Annotated in this window: 19 protein-coding genes; 18 read left to right on the top strand and 1 reads right to left on the bottom strand. The window is 49.8% G+C overall.

Annotated elements, in window-relative coordinates; translation table 11 throughout:
* The first annotated feature begins 158 nt into the window (after positions 1-158).
* Positions 159-1,757, top strand: a complete 1,599-nt coding sequence (locus DFR62_RS04875) for a CTP synthase (RefSeq protein WP_121298362.1) — start codon at positions 159-161, stop codon at positions 1,755-1,757.
* A gap of 93 nt (positions 1,758-1,850) precedes the next feature.
* Here the strand turns inward: DFR62_RS04875 and DFR62_RS04870 are convergent, their stop codons facing one another.
* Positions 1,851-2,336: a DUF2529 family protein gene (locus DFR62_RS04870; protein ID WP_121298360.1), complete on the bottom strand. Its 486-nt coding sequence runs from the start codon at positions 2,334-2,336 to the stop codon at positions 1,851-1,853.
* 72 nt (positions 2,337-2,408) lie between these two features.
* On the opposite strand from DFR62_RS04870, the gene DFR62_RS04865 reads away from it, so the two are divergent.
* The 17 genes from DFR62_RS04865 to upp all read left to right on the top strand — a co-directional run bounded on the left by DFR62_RS04865 (position 2,409) and on the right by upp (position 19,416).
* Entirely contained in the window at positions 2,409-2,768 is a 360-nt protein-coding gene (locus DFR62_RS04865; RefSeq protein ID WP_121298358.1) for a response regulator, read from the top strand.
* An 87-nt stretch (positions 2,769-2,855) separates the two neighbouring features.
* The gene (locus tag DFR62_RS04860; RefSeq protein WP_121298356.1) at positions 2,856-3,719 is read left to right on the top strand and encodes a class II fructose-bisphosphate aldolase; all 864 of its coding nucleotides are present in this window, start codon (positions 2,856-2,858) and stop codon (positions 3,717-3,719) included.
* 57 nt (positions 3,720-3,776) lie between these two features.
* Positions 3,777-4,427, top strand: coding sequence for a fructose-6-phosphate aldolase (gene fsa / locus DFR62_RS04855; protein WP_058382947.1), 651 nt, complete (start codon positions 3,777-3,779; stop codon positions 4,425-4,427).
* Between the two features lie 26 nt (positions 4,428-4,453).
* Positions 4,454-5,752: a UDP-N-acetylglucosamine 1-carboxyvinyltransferase gene (locus DFR62_RS04850; RefSeq protein WP_058382948.1), complete on the top strand. Its 1,299-nt coding sequence runs from the start codon at positions 4,454-4,456 to the stop codon at positions 5,750-5,752.
* Positions 5,753-5,825: 73 nt separating this feature from the next.
* The gene (glpX, locus tag DFR62_RS04845; protein ID WP_121298354.1) at positions 5,826-6,791 is read left to right on the top strand and encodes a class II fructose-bisphosphatase; all 966 of its coding nucleotides are present in this window, start codon (positions 5,826-5,828) and stop codon (positions 6,789-6,791) included.
* Positions 6,792-6,907: 116 nt separating this feature from the next.
* Positions 6,908-8,191, top strand: a complete 1,284-nt coding sequence (gene rho, locus DFR62_RS04840; RefSeq protein WP_058382950.1) for a transcription termination factor Rho — start codon at positions 6,908-6,910, stop codon at positions 8,189-8,191.
* Between the two features lie 150 nt (positions 8,192-8,341).
* A complete protein-coding gene (gene rpmE / locus DFR62_RS04835; protein WP_058382951.1) occupies positions 8,342-8,557 on the top strand; it encodes a 50S ribosomal protein L31 in 216 nt (71 codons plus the stop codon).
* A gap of 153 nt (positions 8,558-8,710) precedes the next feature.
* A complete protein-coding gene (locus DFR62_RS04830) occupies positions 8,711-9,304 on the top strand; it encodes a thymidine kinase (RefSeq protein ID WP_058382952.1) in 594 nt (197 codons plus the stop codon).
* A gap of 281 nt (positions 9,305-9,585) precedes the next feature.
* Positions 9,586-10,665 carry a peptide chain release factor 1 gene (prfA, locus tag DFR62_RS04825; RefSeq protein ID WP_121298352.1) on the top strand — a complete coding sequence of 360 codons (1,080 nt, stop codon included), beginning with the start codon at positions 9,586-9,588 and terminating at the stop codon, positions 10,663-10,665.
* Complete coding sequence (prmC, locus tag DFR62_RS04820; RefSeq protein WP_121298350.1) at positions 10,652-11,527, top strand: peptide chain release factor N(5)-glutamine methyltransferase; 876 nt, start codon at positions 10,652-10,654, stop codon at positions 11,525-11,527. The genes prfA and prmC overlap by 14 nt, the downstream gene beginning before the upstream one ends.
* 88 nt (positions 11,528-11,615) lie before the next feature.
* A complete protein-coding gene (locus tag DFR62_RS04815) occupies positions 11,616-12,605 on the top strand; it encodes an L-threonylcarbamoyladenylate synthase (RefSeq protein WP_121298348.1) in 990 nt (329 codons plus the stop codon).
* A gap of 881 nt (positions 12,606-13,486) precedes the next feature.
* Entirely contained in the window at positions 13,487-13,921 is a 435-nt protein-coding gene (locus tag DFR62_RS04810) for a low molecular weight protein arginine phosphatase (RefSeq protein ID WP_121298346.1), read from the top strand.
* 197 nt (positions 13,922-14,118) lie between these two features.
* Positions 14,119-14,556, top strand: a complete 438-nt coding sequence (gene rpiB / locus DFR62_RS04805; protein WP_058382957.1) for a ribose 5-phosphate isomerase B — start codon at positions 14,119-14,121, stop codon at positions 14,554-14,556.
* 12 nt (positions 14,557-14,568) lie between these two features.
* Complete coding sequence (locus DFR62_RS04800) at positions 14,569-15,153, top strand: TIGR01440 family protein (protein ID WP_058382958.1); 585 nt, start codon at positions 14,569-14,571, stop codon at positions 15,151-15,153.
* Positions 15,140-16,375 (top strand): serine hydroxymethyltransferase, encoded by a 1,236-nt coding sequence (gene glyA / locus DFR62_RS04795; protein ID WP_121298344.1) that lies wholly within the window; start codon positions 15,140-15,142, stop codon positions 16,373-16,375. Before DFR62_RS04800 ends, glyA begins: the two co-directional genes overlap by 14 nt.
* A 101-nt stretch (positions 16,376-16,476) precedes the next feature.
* The gene (locus tag DFR62_RS04790) at positions 16,477-18,651 is read left to right on the top strand and encodes a bifunctional diguanylate cyclase/phosphodiesterase (protein ID WP_121298343.1); all 2,175 of its coding nucleotides are present in this window, start codon (positions 16,477-16,479) and stop codon (positions 18,649-18,651) included.
* A gap of 135 nt (positions 18,652-18,786) precedes the next feature.
* Positions 18,787-19,416 carry a uracil phosphoribosyltransferase gene (upp, locus tag DFR62_RS04785; protein WP_058382961.1) on the top strand — a complete coding sequence of 210 codons (630 nt, stop codon included), beginning with the start codon at positions 18,787-18,789 and terminating at the stop codon, positions 19,414-19,416.
* Positions 19,417-19,433: the final 17 nt, after the last annotated feature.

Genomic DNA, 19,433 nt, shown 5'->3' with positions numbered 1-19,433 from the left:
GGGGCGCTTTTTATTTTTTTAGTGCTGCTATCTGGCAGCAAATCAACGTGCCATCCACTTTTTTGGGTGGCTGAAGTTTTTTATGGCTGCACGCGATTCGGGATTGCATGACGTGGAACGGTTGCATTTTATTTCATTACTCGAGGAGGAAACAAAGCATGACAAAGTATATATTCGTAACAGGTGGAGTGGTTTCATCATTAGGGAAAGGAATCACGGCAGCTTCTCTTGGACGCCTTCTGAAAAATCGCGGCCTCAGCGTCACGATACAGAAATTCGACCCATACATCAATATTGACCCGGGTACGATGAGCCCGTACCAGCACGGGGAAGTGTTCGTTACCGATGATGGCGCAGAAACGGATTTGGATCTTGGGCATTACGAGCGCTTCATCGATATCAACTTGAACAAGTACTCCAATGTGACGACCGGTAAAGTCTACTCGACGGTTATCCAAAAAGAGCGCCGCGGTGATTATTTGGGCGGAACGGTCCAAGTCATCCCGCACATCACGAATGAAATCAAGGACCGTTTGCTGCGTGCAGCGAAAACGGCTCAAGCCGATGTCGTCATCACGGAAATCGGCGGAACGGTCGGCGATATCGAGTCGCTGCCATTCCTCGAAGCCATCCGCCAAATGCGTTCGGACCTTGGCCGCGAAGAAGTCATGTACATCCACTGTACGCTCATTCCTTATCTTGGCGCTGCCAAAGAAATGAAAACGAAACCGACACAGCACAGCGTGAAAGAACTTCGCAGCCTCGGCATCCAGCCGAACTTGATCGTCGTGCGTACAGAACATCCTGTACCGCAGGACATGAAAGATAAAATCGCATTGTTCTGCGATATCAAATCCGAAGAAGTCATCGAGTCACGCGATGTCGATGTCATTTATGAAATGCCGCTTCGTTTGCAGGAGCAGCATATGGACCAAATCGTCCTGGACCACTTCGGCATCGAAGCGCCGGAAGCGGACATGACGGAATGGAACGGGCTCGTCGAGAAAGTGAAGTCCTTGAAGAAATCCGTGAAGATCGGCCTTGTCGGTAAATACGTAGAACTTCAGGATGCTTATATTTCTGTTGTAGAATCCTTGAAGCACGCCGGTTTCGCATTCGATTCAGATATCGAAGTCGACTGGATCAATGCAGAGCACGTCAATGCAGAAAATGTGGCGGAAATGCTCAAGGATTGCGACGGCATCCTCGTGCCAGGCGGATTCGGCGATCGCGGCGTGGAAGGAAAAGTCCTTGCAACGCAATACGCACGCGAAAACAAAGTACCGTTCTTCGGCATCTGCCTCGGCATGCAACTTGCTTCTGTCGAGTATGCACGCAACGTCATGAACTTGGACGGTGCACATTCGTCTGAATTGGACCCGAAAACTTTGTATCCGGTCATCGATTTGCTGCCGGAACAAAAAGACATCGAAGATTTGGGCGGCACATTGCGCCTTGGCTTGTACCCAGCGAAGCTCGATAAGACTTCGAAAGCTTATGAAGCATACGGGGAAGAACTCGTTTACGAAAGACACCGCCATCGCTACGAGTTCAACAATGAATTCCGCGAGCAGTTCGAAAAAGCAGGCTTCAAATTCACAGGCACAAGCCCTGATGGCCGCCTTGTTGAAATCATCGAAGTCGCTGACCACCCTTGGTTCGTCGCTTGCCAGTTCCACCCGGAATTCATCTCGCGCCCGAACCGCCCGCAGCCATTGTTCCGCGAGTTTGTACGCGCATCTTTGGACAACCAGTAATCAATTTGTGGTAAGCCGCTTCATTTCCTGGAAGGCAGGCATCGATCAGATGAAAAAGCCTTCCCATTCCAGGGAAGGCTTTTTTGCGGCTCGTCAATCTGCGAGCATTTCATCGATTGTTAACTTGACTGCATGGTAGACATACAAAGCGCCGAGCCCGTGGGGAATCATGATGCGCCCGCCGTCTTCGCCCGGCAGCAAGCCCTTGTCGATGTTCATGGAGAGAAAGACATCCGCTGTTTCATTGCCGTGGCTTTCAGCTGTCAGCATCGCAAACGGAATGGCGCGCCCTGCCAATTCATGGGCCAAGGCGTCGCCTTCGCCTTTCCGGGCTAGGATCCACACCCGGTCGGCCGTCGACAATTCAACGGATGGGTCGTAGCGAACCGCTGATTCGAGCGTTTCAGGGCCGTTCAAAGCAGTGGCTGCGACAGCTTCGAGTTCGCCGAAAGCAGCCAGGTGGATGCGGCCTTCGCCAATGATTGCTTGGGCGAGAAGCCGGGCTGTATCTTCGATGGCTTCTTCTTCCTTGGCGAGGCGTTGGAACAGGCCAGTCAATTGTGTCGTCAATATTTTCAAATGGGTTCACCTCAAAACGAGTATAGCAGAACGAGCTGCTCTTCGAAAAAAAGGTGGAAAGGAGTGGCTGATGTGAGAAAGATTCTAATAGTAGATGATCAACAAGGCATCCGCCTGTTATTGAAAGAAGTATTCGAGCGGGAAGGTTACGAGACCTTGATTGCGGGGAGCGGAAAAGAAGCATTGGAACTGACGGAAGAAACGTGTCCTGATATGGTGCTGATGGATATGAAGATGCCGGGCATGGATGGCATCGAATTGCTGAAGAGGTTCAAGAAGCGGCGGCATGATTGCAAAGTGATCATGATGACGGCTTACGGCGAAATGGGCGTGATCGAAGAGTCGATGAATTGGGGAGTGGTGCGTTATTTCACCAAACCCTTCGATGTTTTCGAATTGCGCGATGCCGTCCGCGAGCTGATTGGCGATTAAACAGGCACCGAGTGGCGAAACAGCGCCATTTTTGATATAGTGAAAAAGATATTGGGCTTGTGCCTATTCTGAGGAGGAAAAATAATAATGCCATTGGTTTCGATGAAAGAAATGATGATAAAAGGTAAGAAGGACGGTTATGCCATCGGGCAATTTAACCTGAACAACTTGGAATTTACACAAGCGATCCTGCAGGCGGCTGAGGAAGAAAAATCCCCGGTCATCTGTGGTGTCTCAGAAGGTGCAGCACGCTATATGGGTGGATTCACGACTGTCGTACATATGGTGAAGGGCCTGATGCATGATTACAATATCACAGTTCCGGTCGCTATCCATTTAGATCACGGTTCCAGTTTTGAAAAATGTAAAGAAGCGATTGATGCAGGTTTCACATCGGTCATGATCGATGCATCGCATCATCCATTCGACGAAAATATTGAAATTACGCGTAAAGTGGTTGAGTATGCTCACGCTAAGGGCGTTTCCGTGGAAGCGGAACTGGGCATCGTTGGCGGACAGGAAGATGACGTGATCGCTGAAGGCGTCATTTACGCTGACCCGAAAGAATGCCAGGAACTTGTCGAACAGACAGGCATCGATTGCCTAGCGCCAGCGCTCGGCTCGGTCCACGGGCCGTATAAAGGCGAACCGAACCTCGGATTCGCTGAAATGGAAGAAATTTCACAGCTTTGTGATGTGCCGCTTGTCTTGCACGGTGGAACAGGGATCCCGCTAAAAGACGTTCAACGTGCGGTTTCACTAGGTACATCGAAGATCAACGTCAACACGGAAAGCCAAATTGCCGCATCGAAAGCCATCCGCGAAAAATTGGCATCAGATGCAGACGTCTACGATCCACGTAAATACTTGACGCCAGCACGCGATGCCATCAAAGCGACTGTCATCGGTAAAATGCGCGATTTCGGAAGTTCACAACAAGCAAATTCATAAAAACTTGGGAAGAGAGGCGAATTCGTCTCTTTTTCCACATACAGGAGGAAACCATACATGAAATTTTTCATTGATACAGCAAACTTCGACGAAATTAAAGAAGCACACGCGTGGGGCATTCTCTCAGGCGTCACGACAAACCCATCACTTGTCGCAAAAGAAAAAGATGTCTCGTTCCACGACCGCCTGAAAGAAATCGCCGACCTTGTCGACGGATCGATCAGCGGAGAAGTCATCGCACTTGATTCGGAAGGCATGATCAAAGAAGGCCGTGAACTGGCTGAACTTGCGCCAAACATCACAGTGAAATTGCCGATGACTCCGGAAGGCTTGAAAGCATGTGCGGTTCTAGCTGGCGAAGGCAAAAAAGTCAATGTCACATTGATCTTCAGCGCCAACCAAGCGCTTCTAGCAGCACGCGCTGGAGCAGCTTACGTTTCCCCATTCCTTGGGCGCCTTGACGATATCGGGCACAACGGCATGGATTTGATCGCGCAGATTGCTGAAATTTTCGCAATCCACGACATCGATTCAGAAATCATCGCCGCATCGATCCGCCATCCGCAACACGTGACGGAAGCAGCTCTTAACGGCGCGCATATCGGCACAATGCCGATGAAAGTGCTTGAAATGATGTTCAAGCACCCGTTGACGGATAAAGGCATCGAAGCATTCCTAGCCGATTGGGAAACCCGCTCTGTGAAATAAGGCTGACAGGGAAAAGGAGAAATACAATGGACGTTTATAAAATAAAAGGCGGCAAACGCCTGTCCGGAACGATTAAAGTCAACGGTGCTAAAAACAGTGCCGTGGCTTTGATTCCGGCTTCGATTTTGGCGAATTCGCCAGTATCGATTGAAGGCTTGCCAGAAATATCCGATGTTTGGACATTGAAAAGTATTTTGGAAGAAATTGGAGGATCCGTCACATTCGAAGACGGCGTCATGCAAATCGACCCGACTGAAATGGTCGACATGCCGCTGCCGAACGGCAACGTCAAGAAATTGCGGGCTTCCTACTATATGATGGGTGCGATGCTTGGGCGTTTCAAGCACGCAGCAATCGGCCTTCCAGGAGGTTGTTTCCTTGGACCGCGCCCGATCGACCAGCATATTAAAGGCTTCGAAGCGCTTGGTGCAAAAGTGACCAATGAGCACGGGGCGATTTATTTGCGTGCCGACGAACTGCGCGGCGCAAAAATCTATCTCGACGTCGTCAGCGTAGGCGCAACGATCAATATCATGCTCGCTGCCGTACGTGCGAAAGGCCAGACGGTCATCGAGAATGCGGCGAAAGAGCCGGAAATCATTGACGTCGCGACACTGTTGACCAATATGGGTGCGAAAATCAAAGGCGCCGGCACCAACGTGATCCGCATCGAAGGCGTGGATGAATTGCACGGTACTAACCATACAATCATTCCTGACCGCATCGAAGCGGGTACATTCATGATCATGGCTGCCGCTGCAGGCGATGGCGTGACGATCGATAACGTCATTCCTTTCCATATGGAAGCCTTGACTGCGAAGCTCCGTGAAATGGGCGTCGAAGTTCAGGAAGATGAAGAATCGATCCACATCCCGAAAACAGAAAACTTGCAGCCGATTGACGTGAAAACTTTGGTTTATCCAGGATTTGCGACTGATCTGCAGCAGCCGTTCTCGGTCTTGATGACACAAGCCCATGGATCTTCCATGATCACCGATACCATTTATTCAGCGCGCTTCAAGCATATTGATGAGCTGCGCCGCATGAATGCGGTTGGGCGTGTCGAAGGGCGTGCGGCCATCATTACCGGGCCGACTCCGTTGAATGCAGCGACCGTTGTCGCTTCCGATTTGCGTGCAGGAGCAGCACTTGTAATCGCCGGCTTACTAGCAGAAGGTGAAACGGAAGTGCGTGAGATCTATCACATCGAACGCGGCTACTCGAACATCATCGAAAAGCTGCGGGGCCTTGGCGCTGACATTCGCCGCGAAACAATTGATCCTGTGGCGAGCGGGAAGTCCGACCTCAGTTCCGACGTGAATTGACTCTCTAAAGGCGTTTGCATATATGCTACAATATAGATGGCATATACAAAGATTGAACGGAGGAAAATGAATTATGGAACGAAGTCTTTCGATGGAATTAGTGCGGATTACAGAAGCGGCAGCAATCGCCTCTTCAAAATGGATGGGCCGTGGCCTAAAAAATGAAGCGGACGATGCGGCAACGGAAGCAATGCGGACCGTATTCGATACGATTCCGATGCGCGGAACCGTCGTCATTGGCGAAGGCGAAATGGACGAAGCACCGATGCTCTATATCGGCGAACAACTTGGTTCAGGCGACGGTCCTGAAGTGGACGTCGCGGTCGACCCTGTAGAAGGCACGAACATTGTCGCTGCCGGCGGCTGGAATGCAATTGCCGTACTGGCGATTGCGGACCGCGGGAATTTACTCAATGCACCGGATATGTACATGGACAAAATTGCAGTCGGCCCAGAAGCTGTCGGCAAAATTGACATCAACGCCCCGGTCATCGACAATTTGCGCGCAGTCGCTAAAGCAAAAAACAAGGATATCGAAGACGTTGTTGCCACGATTATTGACCGGCCGCGTCATGCACAGATCATCAAGGAAATCCGCGATGCGGGAGCACGCATCAAATTGATTACTGACGGCGATATCGCCGGCGCCATCAATACGGCTTTCGACCAAACGGGCGTCGACATCCTATTCGGCATCGGCGGAGCTCCGGAAGGGGTTATTTCTGCAGTCGGTTTGAAATGCCTCGGAGGGGAATTTCAAGGCAAGCTGGTTCCCCAGGATGAAGAGGAAAGACAGCGCTGCTTAGATATGGGCCTTGAAGTCGACAAAGTGTTGATGATGGATGACTTGGTTAAAGGCGACGATGCGATCTTTGCAGCGACAGGAATCACTGACGGAGAACTTCTTCGCGGCGTTCAGCTGAAAGGTTCTTTTGCCGAAAGCCATACCTTGGTCATGCGTGCAAAATCCGGCACGGTTCGTTTTGTCGAAGGGCGCCACAGCCTCAAGAAAAAACCGGATCTCGTCATGAAAGATTGATTTCCATACTCCAAACCTGAGTCCGGCTTTATGCCGGGCTCCTTCTTTAATGACTCCAGAACAAGAGAAATTCCCCAGAAATTCTGAAACTAATGATAAGTGTGGTGTCCAACTAGATGGCAACGATGACAATTTCTGCATTGGAAAATATGACGCTCAAAGAGCTTTATAACCTGGCAAAAGAATACAAGCTGAACAATTACAGCAAACTGACGAAAAAAGAATTGATTTTCGCCATTTTGAAAACCCGTGCGGAACAGGAAGGCTTCTTTTTCATGGAAGGTGTCCTGGAAATCATCCAATCGGAAGGCTTCGGGTTCCTCCGCCCGATCAATTATTCACCGAGTTCGCAGGATATTTACATTTCCGCTTCCCAAATCCGCCGATTCGACCTTAGAAACGGCGACAAAGTATCCGGAAAAGTCCGTCCGCCAAAAGAAAATGAACGCTATTTCGGGTTGCTTCAAGTAGAAGCCGTCAACGGTGAAGACCCGGAAGTCGCAAAAGAACGCGTCCATTTCCCGGGCTTGACGCCCTTGTATCCGGATCGCCATATCCGCCTTGAAACGGGGCCGGAACATTTATCCACACGCATCATGGATCTTGTGTCCCCGGTCGGCTTTGGCCAGCGCGGCTTGATCGTCGCACCGCCAAAAGCCGGAAAAACGATGCTGTTAAAGGAAATCGCCAATGCCGTAACGACCAACCATCCGGAAGCGGAACTGATTGTGCTGCTGATCGATGAACGGCCGGAAGAAGTGACGGATATCGAACGCTCGGTCGACGCTGATGTAGTGTCTTCGACTTTCGATGAAGTTCCTGAAAACCACGTCAAAGTAGCCGAACTGGTTCTCGAACGCGCCATGCGCCTTGTCGAGCACAAGCGTGATGTCGTCATCTTGATGGATTCGATCACGCGACTGGCGCGAGCGTATAATCTGGTTATTCCACCAAGCGGCCGCACGCTTTCCGGCGGGATCGACCCAGCTGCATTCCACCGCCCGAAACGCTTTTTCGGGGCTGCACGCAATATCGAAGAAGGCGGCAGCTTGACGATTCTCGCGACAGCACTTGTCGATACCGGATCGCGCATGGATGAAGTGATCTACGAAGAGTTTAAAGGCACGGGCAATATGGAGCTGCATCTCGACCGCAGCTTGGCCGAACGCCGCATTTTCCCGGCACTCGACATTCGCCGTTCAGGCACACGCAAGGAAGAATTGTTGATGGATCCGGAACAACTTGATAAACTATGGACTATCCGCAAAACCTTTTCGGATTCGCCGGACTTTACCGAGCGTTTCATGAAAAAGCTCAGCCATTCGAAGACCAATGAAGAGTTTTTCGGGCAATTGCCGAGAGACGGCAAATCATCACGCGCTCCGCGAAAGACGATTTGATTGCTTGCAAAATCCCATAAGTTTTGATATGATTATAAGAGTGAAACAAAACAGTACTATTGCATATACGGCCTAACGAGCCGTGTAAGGCAATAGGCAAAATAGATTAAACTCTGTTCCAGATGGTTCAGGGCGGGAGGAGAAAATATTATGAAAACAGGTATTCACCCAGAGTACAAAAAAGCAACAGTGACTTGCTCATGCGGCAACTCATTCGAAACAGGTTCAGTAAAGGAAAACATCAACGTTGAGCTTTGCTCAGAATGTCATCCATTCTATACTGGACGCCAAAAATTCGCAGCTGCAGATGGCCGCGTAGACCGTTTCAACAAAAAATACGGCCTCAAAGAAGAAATCAACAACTAAGTCACTATTATACCCGTCCGTCGCGAAAACGCCGGATGGGTATTTTTTTTCGTCAAGGAACGGAAAAAATCAATTACATAGCAGAAAAATGATAGGCACACCCACCATTTTTGGTATGATATTAACAGCAAATGTTTGAAAGGGGTCTCCACTATGTACGTCATGAAACAGACCGGATGGGTTGAGTTGATCTGTGGAAGCATGTTTTCCGGAAAATCCGAAGAGCTGATCCGCCGCATCCGCCGCGCGCAATTCGCCAAGCAGAAAATTGCGGTATTCAAGCCGAAATTGGATAACCGCTATAGCGAGGAAGCGGTTGTCTCCCATAACGGAACTACGGTCATCGCGCTGCCGATCGGGCATTCCGGTGAGATGAAAGAATATATAACTGACGAATTTGATATCATCGCCATCGATGAAGCGCAATTCTTTGATATGGAAATCGTCGACCATGTGCAAAAATTGGCCGATCACGGCTTCCGCGTAATTGTCGCAGGCCTCGACCAGGATTTCCGTGGCGTGCCGTTCGGTCCGATGCCATCCTTGTTGTCGATCGCGGAGCAAGTGACCAAATTGCAGGCCGTCTGCACAGTTTGTGGATCTCCCGCAAGCCGCACACAGCGCCTGATCGACGGCAAGCCTGCCGGTTCGGATGATCCGATCATCCTAGTCGGCGCTTCAGAAGCCTACGAGCCGCGCTGCCGCCATCACCACGAAGTCCCAGCCGGTGTTACGGTTACAGAATAAAAGCACCAATTAGTTTGAAGAAGCGTTTATATAAACAAATCACAGACCTTAAGAAATCAATGGACTTAAATTTTTATTGTATTTTTTGAGAAAAGATATGAAGCGAAATAGCGCAGACTCCTGGGGGAGCAGCGAAGTACTGAAATCCATTCGGGTGTCTAGCCCGAATTAGTTCAGTGCAAGCCCCCCGGAAAGCCAGCTATTTCGCGAAATATCGTAAACAATGAAATCTTATGCACAGAGTTATCGACTTTATATAGAAGAAACTAGAGGTGAAAACAATGTTTGACCGTTTACAGTCTGTCGAAGACAGATACGACCGTCTCAACGAAATGTTGAGTGACCCGGATATTGTCAGCGATACGAATAAGCTGCGCGATTACTCCAAAGAACAATCCGATTTGCAGGAAACTGTAGAAACCTATCGTGAATACAAAGACGTCCAGACGCAATTGGCCGATTCTAAAGCCATGTTTGAGGAAAAGATGGACGCCGATATGCGTGAAATGGTCAAAGAAGAAGTTGCAGAACTTGAAGGGCGTTCAAAAGAATTGGAAGAACGTCTCCATATCCTGTTGATTCCAAAAGATCCGAACGATGACAAAAACGTTATCATGGAAATCCGCGGGGCAGCAGGCGGCGATGAAGCAGCCTTGTTCGCAGGCGATTTGTTCAAGATGTATTCCCGTTTTGCTGAAGCCAATGGGTGGAAAGTCCAGATTATGGACTCGAACCAAACAGAAATTGGCGGATTTAAGGAATTGGTCTTTATGGTGACCGGAAAAGGCGCTTATTCCAAACTGAAATACGAAAACGGCGCCCACCGTGTGCAGCGTGTTCCTGAAACCGAATCCGGGGGACGCATCCATACTTCGACAGCGACGGTTGCATGTTTGCCGGAAGTAGAAGAAGTCGAAGTTGATATTCACGATAACGATATCCGCGTCGATACCTATGCATCTTCAGGAGCGGGGGGACAATCGGTCAATACGACCATGTCGGCAGTGCGCTTGACGCATTTACCGACGAATATTGTCGTCACGTGCCAAGATGAAAAATCCCAGATCAAGAATAAAGCGAGTGCCATGAAAGTTTTGCGCGCCCGAGTTTATGAAAAGTTTCAGCAAGAAGCACAAGCTGAATATGATTCCGTACGTAAATCCGCTGTCGGTACAGGTGACCGTTCAGAGCGCATCCGCACTTATAACTTCCCGCAAAACCGAGTGACGGACCATCGCATCGGATTGACCATCCAGAAGCTGGATCAAATCCTGCAAGGCAAGATGGATGAAATTGTTGACGCCCTGGTGATCGATGAACAATCAACGAGGATGGAGAGCTTAAACAATGAACAAAGTTGAAACCTTAACGACAGTGGAATTCGTCTATGAAGCCTTGGAGCAAGCGACAAGCTATTTAAAGCAATACGGCCGTGAAGAAACACCGGCCCGCATCCTGTTGCAGCATGAACTCGGAGTGGATTACTCCGGTTTGGTCGCGGCGATGCGCGATAAAATCGAAGAGCGCCAATTTGAAGCCTATTGGTCCAATGTCGAAGAATTGGTTGAAGGCGTACCCGTCCAACATTTGACGGGCGTTGAACAATTTTACGGCAGAACCTTCCAAGTATCTCCAGCCGTCCTCATTCCACGCCCAGAAACAGAAGAGCTGATTGAAGAAACTTTGAAGCTGAAGCGCGAGCTATTCGGCACGGAAGAAGTGCAGGCAGCGGATATCGGAACAGGAAGTGGAGTCATTGCAATCACTGTGAAATGCGAATTGCCCGAAGCGGAAGTGATGGCGACGGATATTTCGGAAGAAGCTTTGTTTATGGCTGAACGCAATGCTGAAACTTTGAACGCAGATGTCCATTTCGCAAAAGGGGATCTGGCAGCGCCGCTTGCGGGAAGAAAATGGGATATTATCTTGTCCAACCCGCCGTACATCGCTCATCATGAAGCACCGGGGTTGTCTGATACGGTTCGCGAATTCGAACCGCATGAAGCTTTATTCGCAGACAGCAACGGACTTGCGGCTTATGAAACTTTGGCAGAGCAAGTGCCGGAATTGATCAGCCGCCCGGGCATCATCGCGCTTGAAATCGGCAGCAGCCAAGGAGCTGCCGTAACGGAATTGTTCCAGAAAGCCTTGCCTGATGCGCGTGTCTATTGCAAAAAAGATATCAACAAACACGACCGCATGGTATTTTGTATTTTAGAGTAAGTTGTGCACAAATCACCTGATATTAAGGGGTGTTATCCACAAAATGTGGATATTGTCGCCAAAACCTTATTGTACTGGAGATGTTTAGGTGGAAACAAAAACAATTCTTGTGGATGAACATGTGAACAATGACGAAAGTTATGCACAAGCTGTGGATTATATCCGTGGGGGGGAAGTTGTCGCATTTCCGACCGAAACCGTTTATGGCCTCGGCGCGGATGCGATGAACGCGACCGCTGTCGATAAAATCTTCGAAGCGAAAGGCCGCCCAACCGACAATCCATTGATTGTTCACGTGGATTCCAAAGAGACCGCCTTAGAGTATGTCGAAGATGTTCCCGAAAAAGCTTTGCAATGCATGGATGCTTTTTGGCCAGGGGCACTGACTTTGATCATGCAGGCGAAACCGGATACATTTGCCTCTAATGTAACAGCCGGCTTGCCGACGGTAGGCATCCGTGTGCCAAACCATCCGGCAGCGTTGAACTTATTGAAGCGCTTGAAGCAGCCGGTAGCAGCGCCGAGCGCCAACACGAGCGGAAAACCGAGCCCGACTTTGGCTGAGCATGTCTATTTCGATATGAACGGCAAGATTCCCCTCATTTTGGACGGCGGGCCGACACAGGTCGGCATCGAATCGACGGTGCTCGATATGACGAGTGCACCGCCTGTTATCCTGCGCCCAGGCCAAGTAACGAAAGAACAATTGGAAGAAGTGATCGGGACTGTCCGCTTGTCTTCCGAGACAAAAGGCAATACCCCGAAATCTCCTGGCATGAAATATGCCCATTACGCTCCACAAGCGCCGCTTTATTTGATTGAGCACAATAGCAAGCTCATCGAAAAGGCGATCGACCATATCCATGGCAAGAAGAAAAAAATCGCGGTGCTGAGCCGCGAAGATTTCGAGACAGCGGATTATTGCTTCCCGCTCGCTGTGGATAAGTTATACGACAGCCTGCGCAGATGCGACCAAACGGATGCTGATTTGATCTTGGCCTGTGTATTGCCGGAAAATGAAGACGCTGCCCTGATGAACCGCCTGGAAAAAGCAGCGGACCATAAATGGTTCAGCTGACTCAAGCAAATGAATTAGATGACAGTATGCAAAACCACTGGGAAATTTCCCAGTGGTTTTTTGTTATTTGAAATTTAGGGAGTGGGGTGAGATTCCGCTGTAAGGGGCACGTTTGGGGCTCGCGGGATGCGAGTCATGCAGCTGATGTGACAGGACGTCGCCATTTTGAAGATGGATAGTGGAGCTGTTAGTGGAAGAGATTCCGCTACAAGAGGCACGCTTGCCGAGGGGCGGGTGTTGAGCCAATGTGACGCAAAGAACGCGGCACATTTGTCTCGCCAGCCCGCGCGGTCCCTCAGGCGTCGGCCCCTTTCCGCTCCATCTCTAGGTTTAGAAAGTAAATCAAATGTATCTGGCACTGGAATTAGTTTGAATAGTTTTGTTCAGCTTTGTAAGTTCAAATTGAATAGCCACGGCAACTTCATAACTATCAAGCCTAGCTAAACGTCCCCACCAGCAGATGAAAACAATTAATATAGTGACACGTCTTCGGACGTAACATCCGATGAAATCTAAAAGCCGAACCGCGCACAAACCCGTGCTCAACTTTCGCTATGCTCAAGCATCTCAGAAAAACCGTTGCTCCCACATCTGTGAGCAGATGCGTCGCCAATGAATTGGCTCAACTCCCTTTCGCCCATTCATTGCGGGAGGCCAGCCCAAAGCGGGAGGCGATTCCTTAGCGAAGAAAAAGATCAATGAACAATCCATTTCACTCTCAAGTTCAGCTATCCACAATGACTGCTACACCTTCCAGCCCAATCCGCATCCATACAATAGCTTGATAAAATGCGGTATAATAGTAGGTAGACACACGCTATCTGGAGAGTTCACTGAACGCAAAAGATGGTGACACAGAAGCTTGGACAAGGGGGGATTGGATGAAGATTTTATTCGTCTGCACGGGAAATACGTGCCGCAGCCCGATGGCGGAAGCGATTGTGCACACTCGTAACATTGAAGGCATGGAAGCCCGCTCTGCAGGAATCTATGCGGGGCAAGCACCGCTGTCAGGCAATGCGCGTAAAGTTCTGAACGAACAGTCCATTGAATTTAAGCATATCTCGAAGCCGCTGGACCCGCGTGATGTGGAATGGGCGGAGCTGATCTTGACGATGACTTATTCGCACAAGATGACGCTCATGCAATACTATCCCGAAGTAGCGACAAAGTTGCACACGGTGAAGGAATTTGCGGAAGGTTCGACTGGCGATGTCAGCGATCCATATGGCGGTTCCTTGGCTGATTACCGCAAGACTTATCAAGAGCTGGAACAATTGATCGACAAGATGGCAAAGCAATTAGACATCAAGTAATTGGAAAGAGCTGTCCAAGAGCATAAATGCATGTGCTTCAGGACAGCTCTTTTCGATTGCCGGACGCGAGTATTTCAGTTGCAGAAAGCAGGCATGAGGAAGTAACATGGAACTGTTCAAAAATGTTAGAATTAAATAAAAGCGGCGGCGCTGATTTAAGAACTGTCCGCTAAATGAAAACGAAAAGAGGGTTAATCATGAGAATAGCAATTTCATCAGACCACGGCGGCAATAATCTGCGCAAGGAGATTGTCAACCTATTGAACGAGCTGGGCATCGAATACAAAGACTTCGGTCCGCAAACGGACGACTCTGTCGACTACCCGGATTATGCACAACCGGTAGCGGAAGGTGTCGCCAGCGGAGAATTTGATAAAGGCATTTTGATTTGCGGGACAGGGATCGGCATGTCGATTTCCGCCAATAAAGTAAAAGGCATCCGCTGCGCGCTTGTCCACGATGTATTCAGCGCGAAAGCGACGCGTGAGCATAACGATTCGAATGTCTTGGCGATGGGCGAGCGTGTCATCGGGCCGGGACTTGCGAAAGAAATTGCGAAAACATGGCTGACGACTGATTTTGAAGGCGGCCGCCACGAAAACCGCGTACAAAAAATCAGCGCACTCGAAAACTAAGGAGGAGGAAGCATGCAAAGCTTATGGCAGTTGCAGCTTGAAGAGGTTCTCAGCGAATTGGAGCAACAGATTGCATTCAAGGAAGGCCAATTATTCGTCGTGGGCTGTTCGACTTCTGAAGTGGCCGGCGAGCGCATCGGCACAGGCGGCGGGCTTGATATTGCGGAAAGCCTGTTCGAACCGCTGCGCGTGTTTGCGGAACGGCATGGATTGTTTCTGGCGTTTCAAGGCTGTGAGCATATTAACCGCGCGCTGACCATTGAGCGGGCAGCTGCCGAACGCTACGGTTTGGAGCCGGTATCGGTAGTGCCGGTAGCAAAAGCCGGCGGGTCGATGAGTGCTTACGCCTTCATGAATATGAGTGACCCGGTCGTCGTCGAGGAAATTGCTGCCCACGCCGGAGTGGACATCGGGCAGACGATGATCGGCATGCATTTAAAAAGAGTCGCCGTTCCGGTGCGGACTTCTGTTAAACTAATAGGGGAAGCGATCGTATCAAGTGCGACGACACGGCCGAAATTGATCGGCGGCGTCCGTGCGAGCTATGATCGCCAGGTTCTTCAATCACGGGAGGGAAAGACAGATGGAATTGATTAAGGCGCAGGATCAGGCAGTATATGAAGCAATGAACGCGGAAAAAGAACGCCAAGAAGCGAATATCGAATTGATCGCATCGGAAAACTTTGTATCCCAGGCAGTTATGGATGCACAAGGGTCCGTGTTGACCAATAAATACGCCGAAGGCTATCCGGGCAAACGCTATTACGGCGGTTGTGAATTTGTAGATGTAGTGGAAAATATCGCACGCGACCGCTTGAAAGAAATTTTTGGCGCAGAGCATGCAAACGTCCAGCCTCACTCCGGTTCACAGGCGAACATGGCTGTGTACACAGCGATGCTTGAACAAGGCGATACAGTCCTTGGCATGAACTTGAACCACGGCGGGCATTTGACACACGGCAGCAAAGTCAACTTCAGCGGCATGCAGTATAATTTCGTCGAATACGGCGTCGATAAAGATACGCAATTGCTCGATTACGAAGCAGTTCGCCAGGCAGCTCTTGAGCACAAGCCGAAAATGATCGTTGCCGGCGCAAGTGCCTATTCCCGCACATTGGATTTCGCGAAATTCCGTGAAATCGCTGATGAAGTCGGTGCATACTTGATGGTCGACATGGCGCATATCGCAGGGCTTGTCGCAACCGGTGCACATCCGAATCCAGTGCCTCATGCACATTTTGTTACTTCCACTACCCATAAAACATTGCGCGGCCCTCGCGGCGGCTTGATTCTTTGCAAAGAAGAATTTGCGAAGAAAATTGATAAAATCATTTTCCCGGGCATCCAGGGCGGCCCGTTGATGCACGTTATCGCAGCAAAAGCTGTCGCATTCGGCGAAGCCCAGCAGCCTGAGTTCACCGATTACATCGACCAGGTTGTCAAGAATGCGAACGTCTTGGCTGATAGCTTAACAGCTGAAGGCGTCAACATCGTTTCCGGCGGGACAGATAACCACTTGTTGCTGCTTGATCTCCGTTCACTCAACTTGACGGGGAAAGTCGCGGAACATGTGTTGGATGAAGTCGGCATCACGACCAATAAAAACACCATCCCGTTCGATCCGGAAAGCCCATTCGTCACATCCGGCATCCGTCTCGGAACAGCAGCTGTCACATCCCGTGGCTTCAAAGAAGAAGAAATGAAGGAAATCGCTTCGATCATGGCGCTTCTCTTGAAAAATCCGGAAGACGAAGCTGTGAAGAAGGAAGCGGCTGACCGTACAGCGAAATTAACAGCTACCCATCCTTTGTATAAATAAGCAGCTGGCTATTTAGATGAATATAGAAATGAATAAAGCCGCCGCATGCATTGGCGGCTTTTTTTCACCATACATAATGAGAAAAACTGGGAGGGACGCGTATGCATCAATATGAAATCCAGGAAGACCGGAAAGTGATCATAGATTGGCTGCGCCGTCTCGGGATCGAATTCCACACGAGTTTTGTCGTCGTGAACCCGGAAATTTCCGAACACCCCATTGCCTATGCGAATGAAGCGTTTTTTGAAATGACTGGTTATACCGAAGAGGAAGTTATCGGAAGAAACGGTAAATTCCTCCATGGCACGAAAACCGATGCCAATACCGGCAGCCAAATCCGTGAAGCAACGGCATCCGCCCAGCCTGGCATTTTTGAAATCGTCAATTACAGAAAAGACGGAACGCCTTTCTGGAATGAAATCACGGTGCAACCTTTGGCGTTCCCGGAAAAATCACTGCGTTATATCTTAATGCTCCAACGGGATATCAGTGACCGCCGGCGTGCGGAGACTTTGATTGATTTGCAGAAAGAAACATACAAAGGCATTGAAAAAGGGCATGTGCTCGGAATGCTGCTGCAGAACATCTGTGAAACGGCTGAATCGTTTTTCCTCGACGGTGTACGCTGCACTGTTCTGTTGGTGGACGAGGCGAAGCGTTTCCAAGTGGGGGCGGCGAAATCGATGCCGGATGAATTCACAGTCGGAATGCGCGGTTTGGAAGTATCCACTGATCTGAGCCCTTGTGGCGCGGCTTATCTGCGCCAGCAACCGGTCATAGTAGAAGACGTAGCACAGGATGCGCTTCTCAGCGGCCAACAAAATGTCCTCGACCGGTTCGGGATTAAAGCAATTTGGTCGGTGCCGATTTTTAACGGCAAGGAAGAAGCGATCGGCACATTCGGGATTTATTTTCCAGCTGTCTATAAGCCGTCGGAAAAAGATTTAGTCTTTATGGAGGAAATCGCGTCGATCGTTTCATTGGCGGTGAAGTTTTCGCGCCAACAGGAGGAAATCCTTCGCCTTGCTTATATTGACGAGGAATCGGGGCTGCCGAACCGCCATTATTTCCGCACCGAACTAAAAGAGTTGTTGAAGGACGGGAAAGAAGGCTTTGTCGCTTTTATCTCGGCTGACGAATTCATTAAAATCAGCGATCAATACGGCCACCGTGCAGGCAATGACTTATGCCGTGAACTCGGCCGCCGTCTCGTGCTGGCAGGAGGCGCTGGGGAAAAATTGGTTGCGCGCTTTTCCGATTCGAGATTGTCGCTCTACAGCACCATCCCGCTGACACGGGCGCCTGAATTTCTGGAAGATATTTTAAGCAGCCTGCGGGAGCCGGTATCAATCGGCGAAATGGATTTATTTTTGACAGTCAAAGTCGGCGTGGCGATTGTCACGCCTGCACAGCAGAACGCGGAAGAATTGGTCCGCTGCGCTGATAGTGCGTTATCGAAGGCGAAAGAACGTGTCGGTGAGGCGGTCTGCTATTTTGAAAATGAACAAGATGAAGTAATGATGCGCGATTTACGCGTTGCCAATGCATTGACTGCGGCACTTAAACGAAAAGAGATCAGTGTCTTCCTGCAGCCGAAAGTGGCGCTCGAAAGCCGTGATATTCTCGGTTTTGAGGCACTTGCTCGCTGGAAGTCGCCAGAACTCGGGGATATTTCGCCTGCTATCTTCATTCCTGCCGCAGAGAAGAACGGCAAGATCCGCCAGCTTGAGCAGCATGTCATCGAGCAAGTCTTGGCTTGGCTGAAAAAACGCCAGGAGCAGGAGCTGGAGCTGCGCCAAGTGGCGATCAATATTTCGGCTGAACATTTCTTCCACCACTCCTTCGTGCCCCACCTGGTGGACGAAACGAAAAAATTCGGCGTTGATCCGAAATGGATTCAGCTCGAGATTACCGAGCGCATCGGCGTCGTCGATATCGATACGGCAGGCACAGTATTCGATCAGTTGAAAAAATACGGTTTTGCGACCTCGATCGACGATTTCGGAACCGGCTATTCGTCACTCAGCTATCTCCAGAAGCTGCCTGTTGAAGAAATTAAGATCGACCGTTCCTTTGTGTCCAATATGGAAGAACACGGGACGCGCGCTGTCATCCGGACCATCATCCAATTGGCAGATAATCTAGGGCTGCGGGCAGTGGCGGAAGGCGTCGAGACAGAAAACGACCGAACGCAATTGCTTGAGATGGGCTGCACGATCGCCCAAGGCTTTTTGTTCCATCGGCCGATGCCGCTTGATGAAGCGCATCTGCTTTAACCGGGGTACTTGTCCCCGGTTTTTATTTTGCCTATGGAAGTTGACTGAATAATTCTAATGCAGGGGTGAAGCTCTAAACCTTTTCGTTTTCTGTTATACTGTTTAGGAAAATGTATGAAAAAGGAGAGATACACTGTGGGAAAAGTATTCGTTTTTGACCATCCGCTGATTCAGCATAAACTGACGTATATCCGTGACAAATCGACTGGAACAAAAGAATTCCGTGAATTGGTTGATGAGATTTCAACTTTAATGGCCTTTGAAATTACGCGTGAGCTTCCGCTTCAGGAAATCGATGTGGAAACGCCGGTGCAAGTTGCCAAATCAAACGTCTTGGCCGGAAAGAAATTAGGCATCGTGCCGATTTTGCGTGCAGGAATTGGAATGGTTGACGGCGTCTTGAAATTGATTCCAGCGGCCAAGGTCGGCCATATCGGCTTGTACCGCGACCCGGAAACTTTACAGCCAGTGGAATATTATTTCAAAATGCCTTCCGATGTCTCTGAACGCGAATTGATCGTCGTTGATCCGATGCTCGCGACAGGCGGCTCCGCGATTGAAGCGGTCAACTCGTTGAAAAAACGCGGTGCGACGAAAATCAAGTTCATGTGCATCATCGCAGCTCCAGAAGGTGTGGAAGCTTTGCAAAAAGCACATCCGGATGTCGACATCTATATCGCAGCACTCGATGAAAAGCTCAACGAGAAAGGCTATATCGTGCCTGGCCTCGGCGATGCCGGAGATCGCTTGTTCGGAACAAAATAAGAAAGCGGGTTGATCAG

The organism is Planococcus citreus (assembly GCF_003664125.1).
GTDB classification, from domain to species: Bacteria; Bacillota; Bacilli; order Bacillales_A; family Planococcaceae; genus Planococcus; species Planococcus citreus.
Note: the sequence above shows the minus strand (reverse complement) of the source record. Positions and strands in the feature narration are given on the sequence as shown.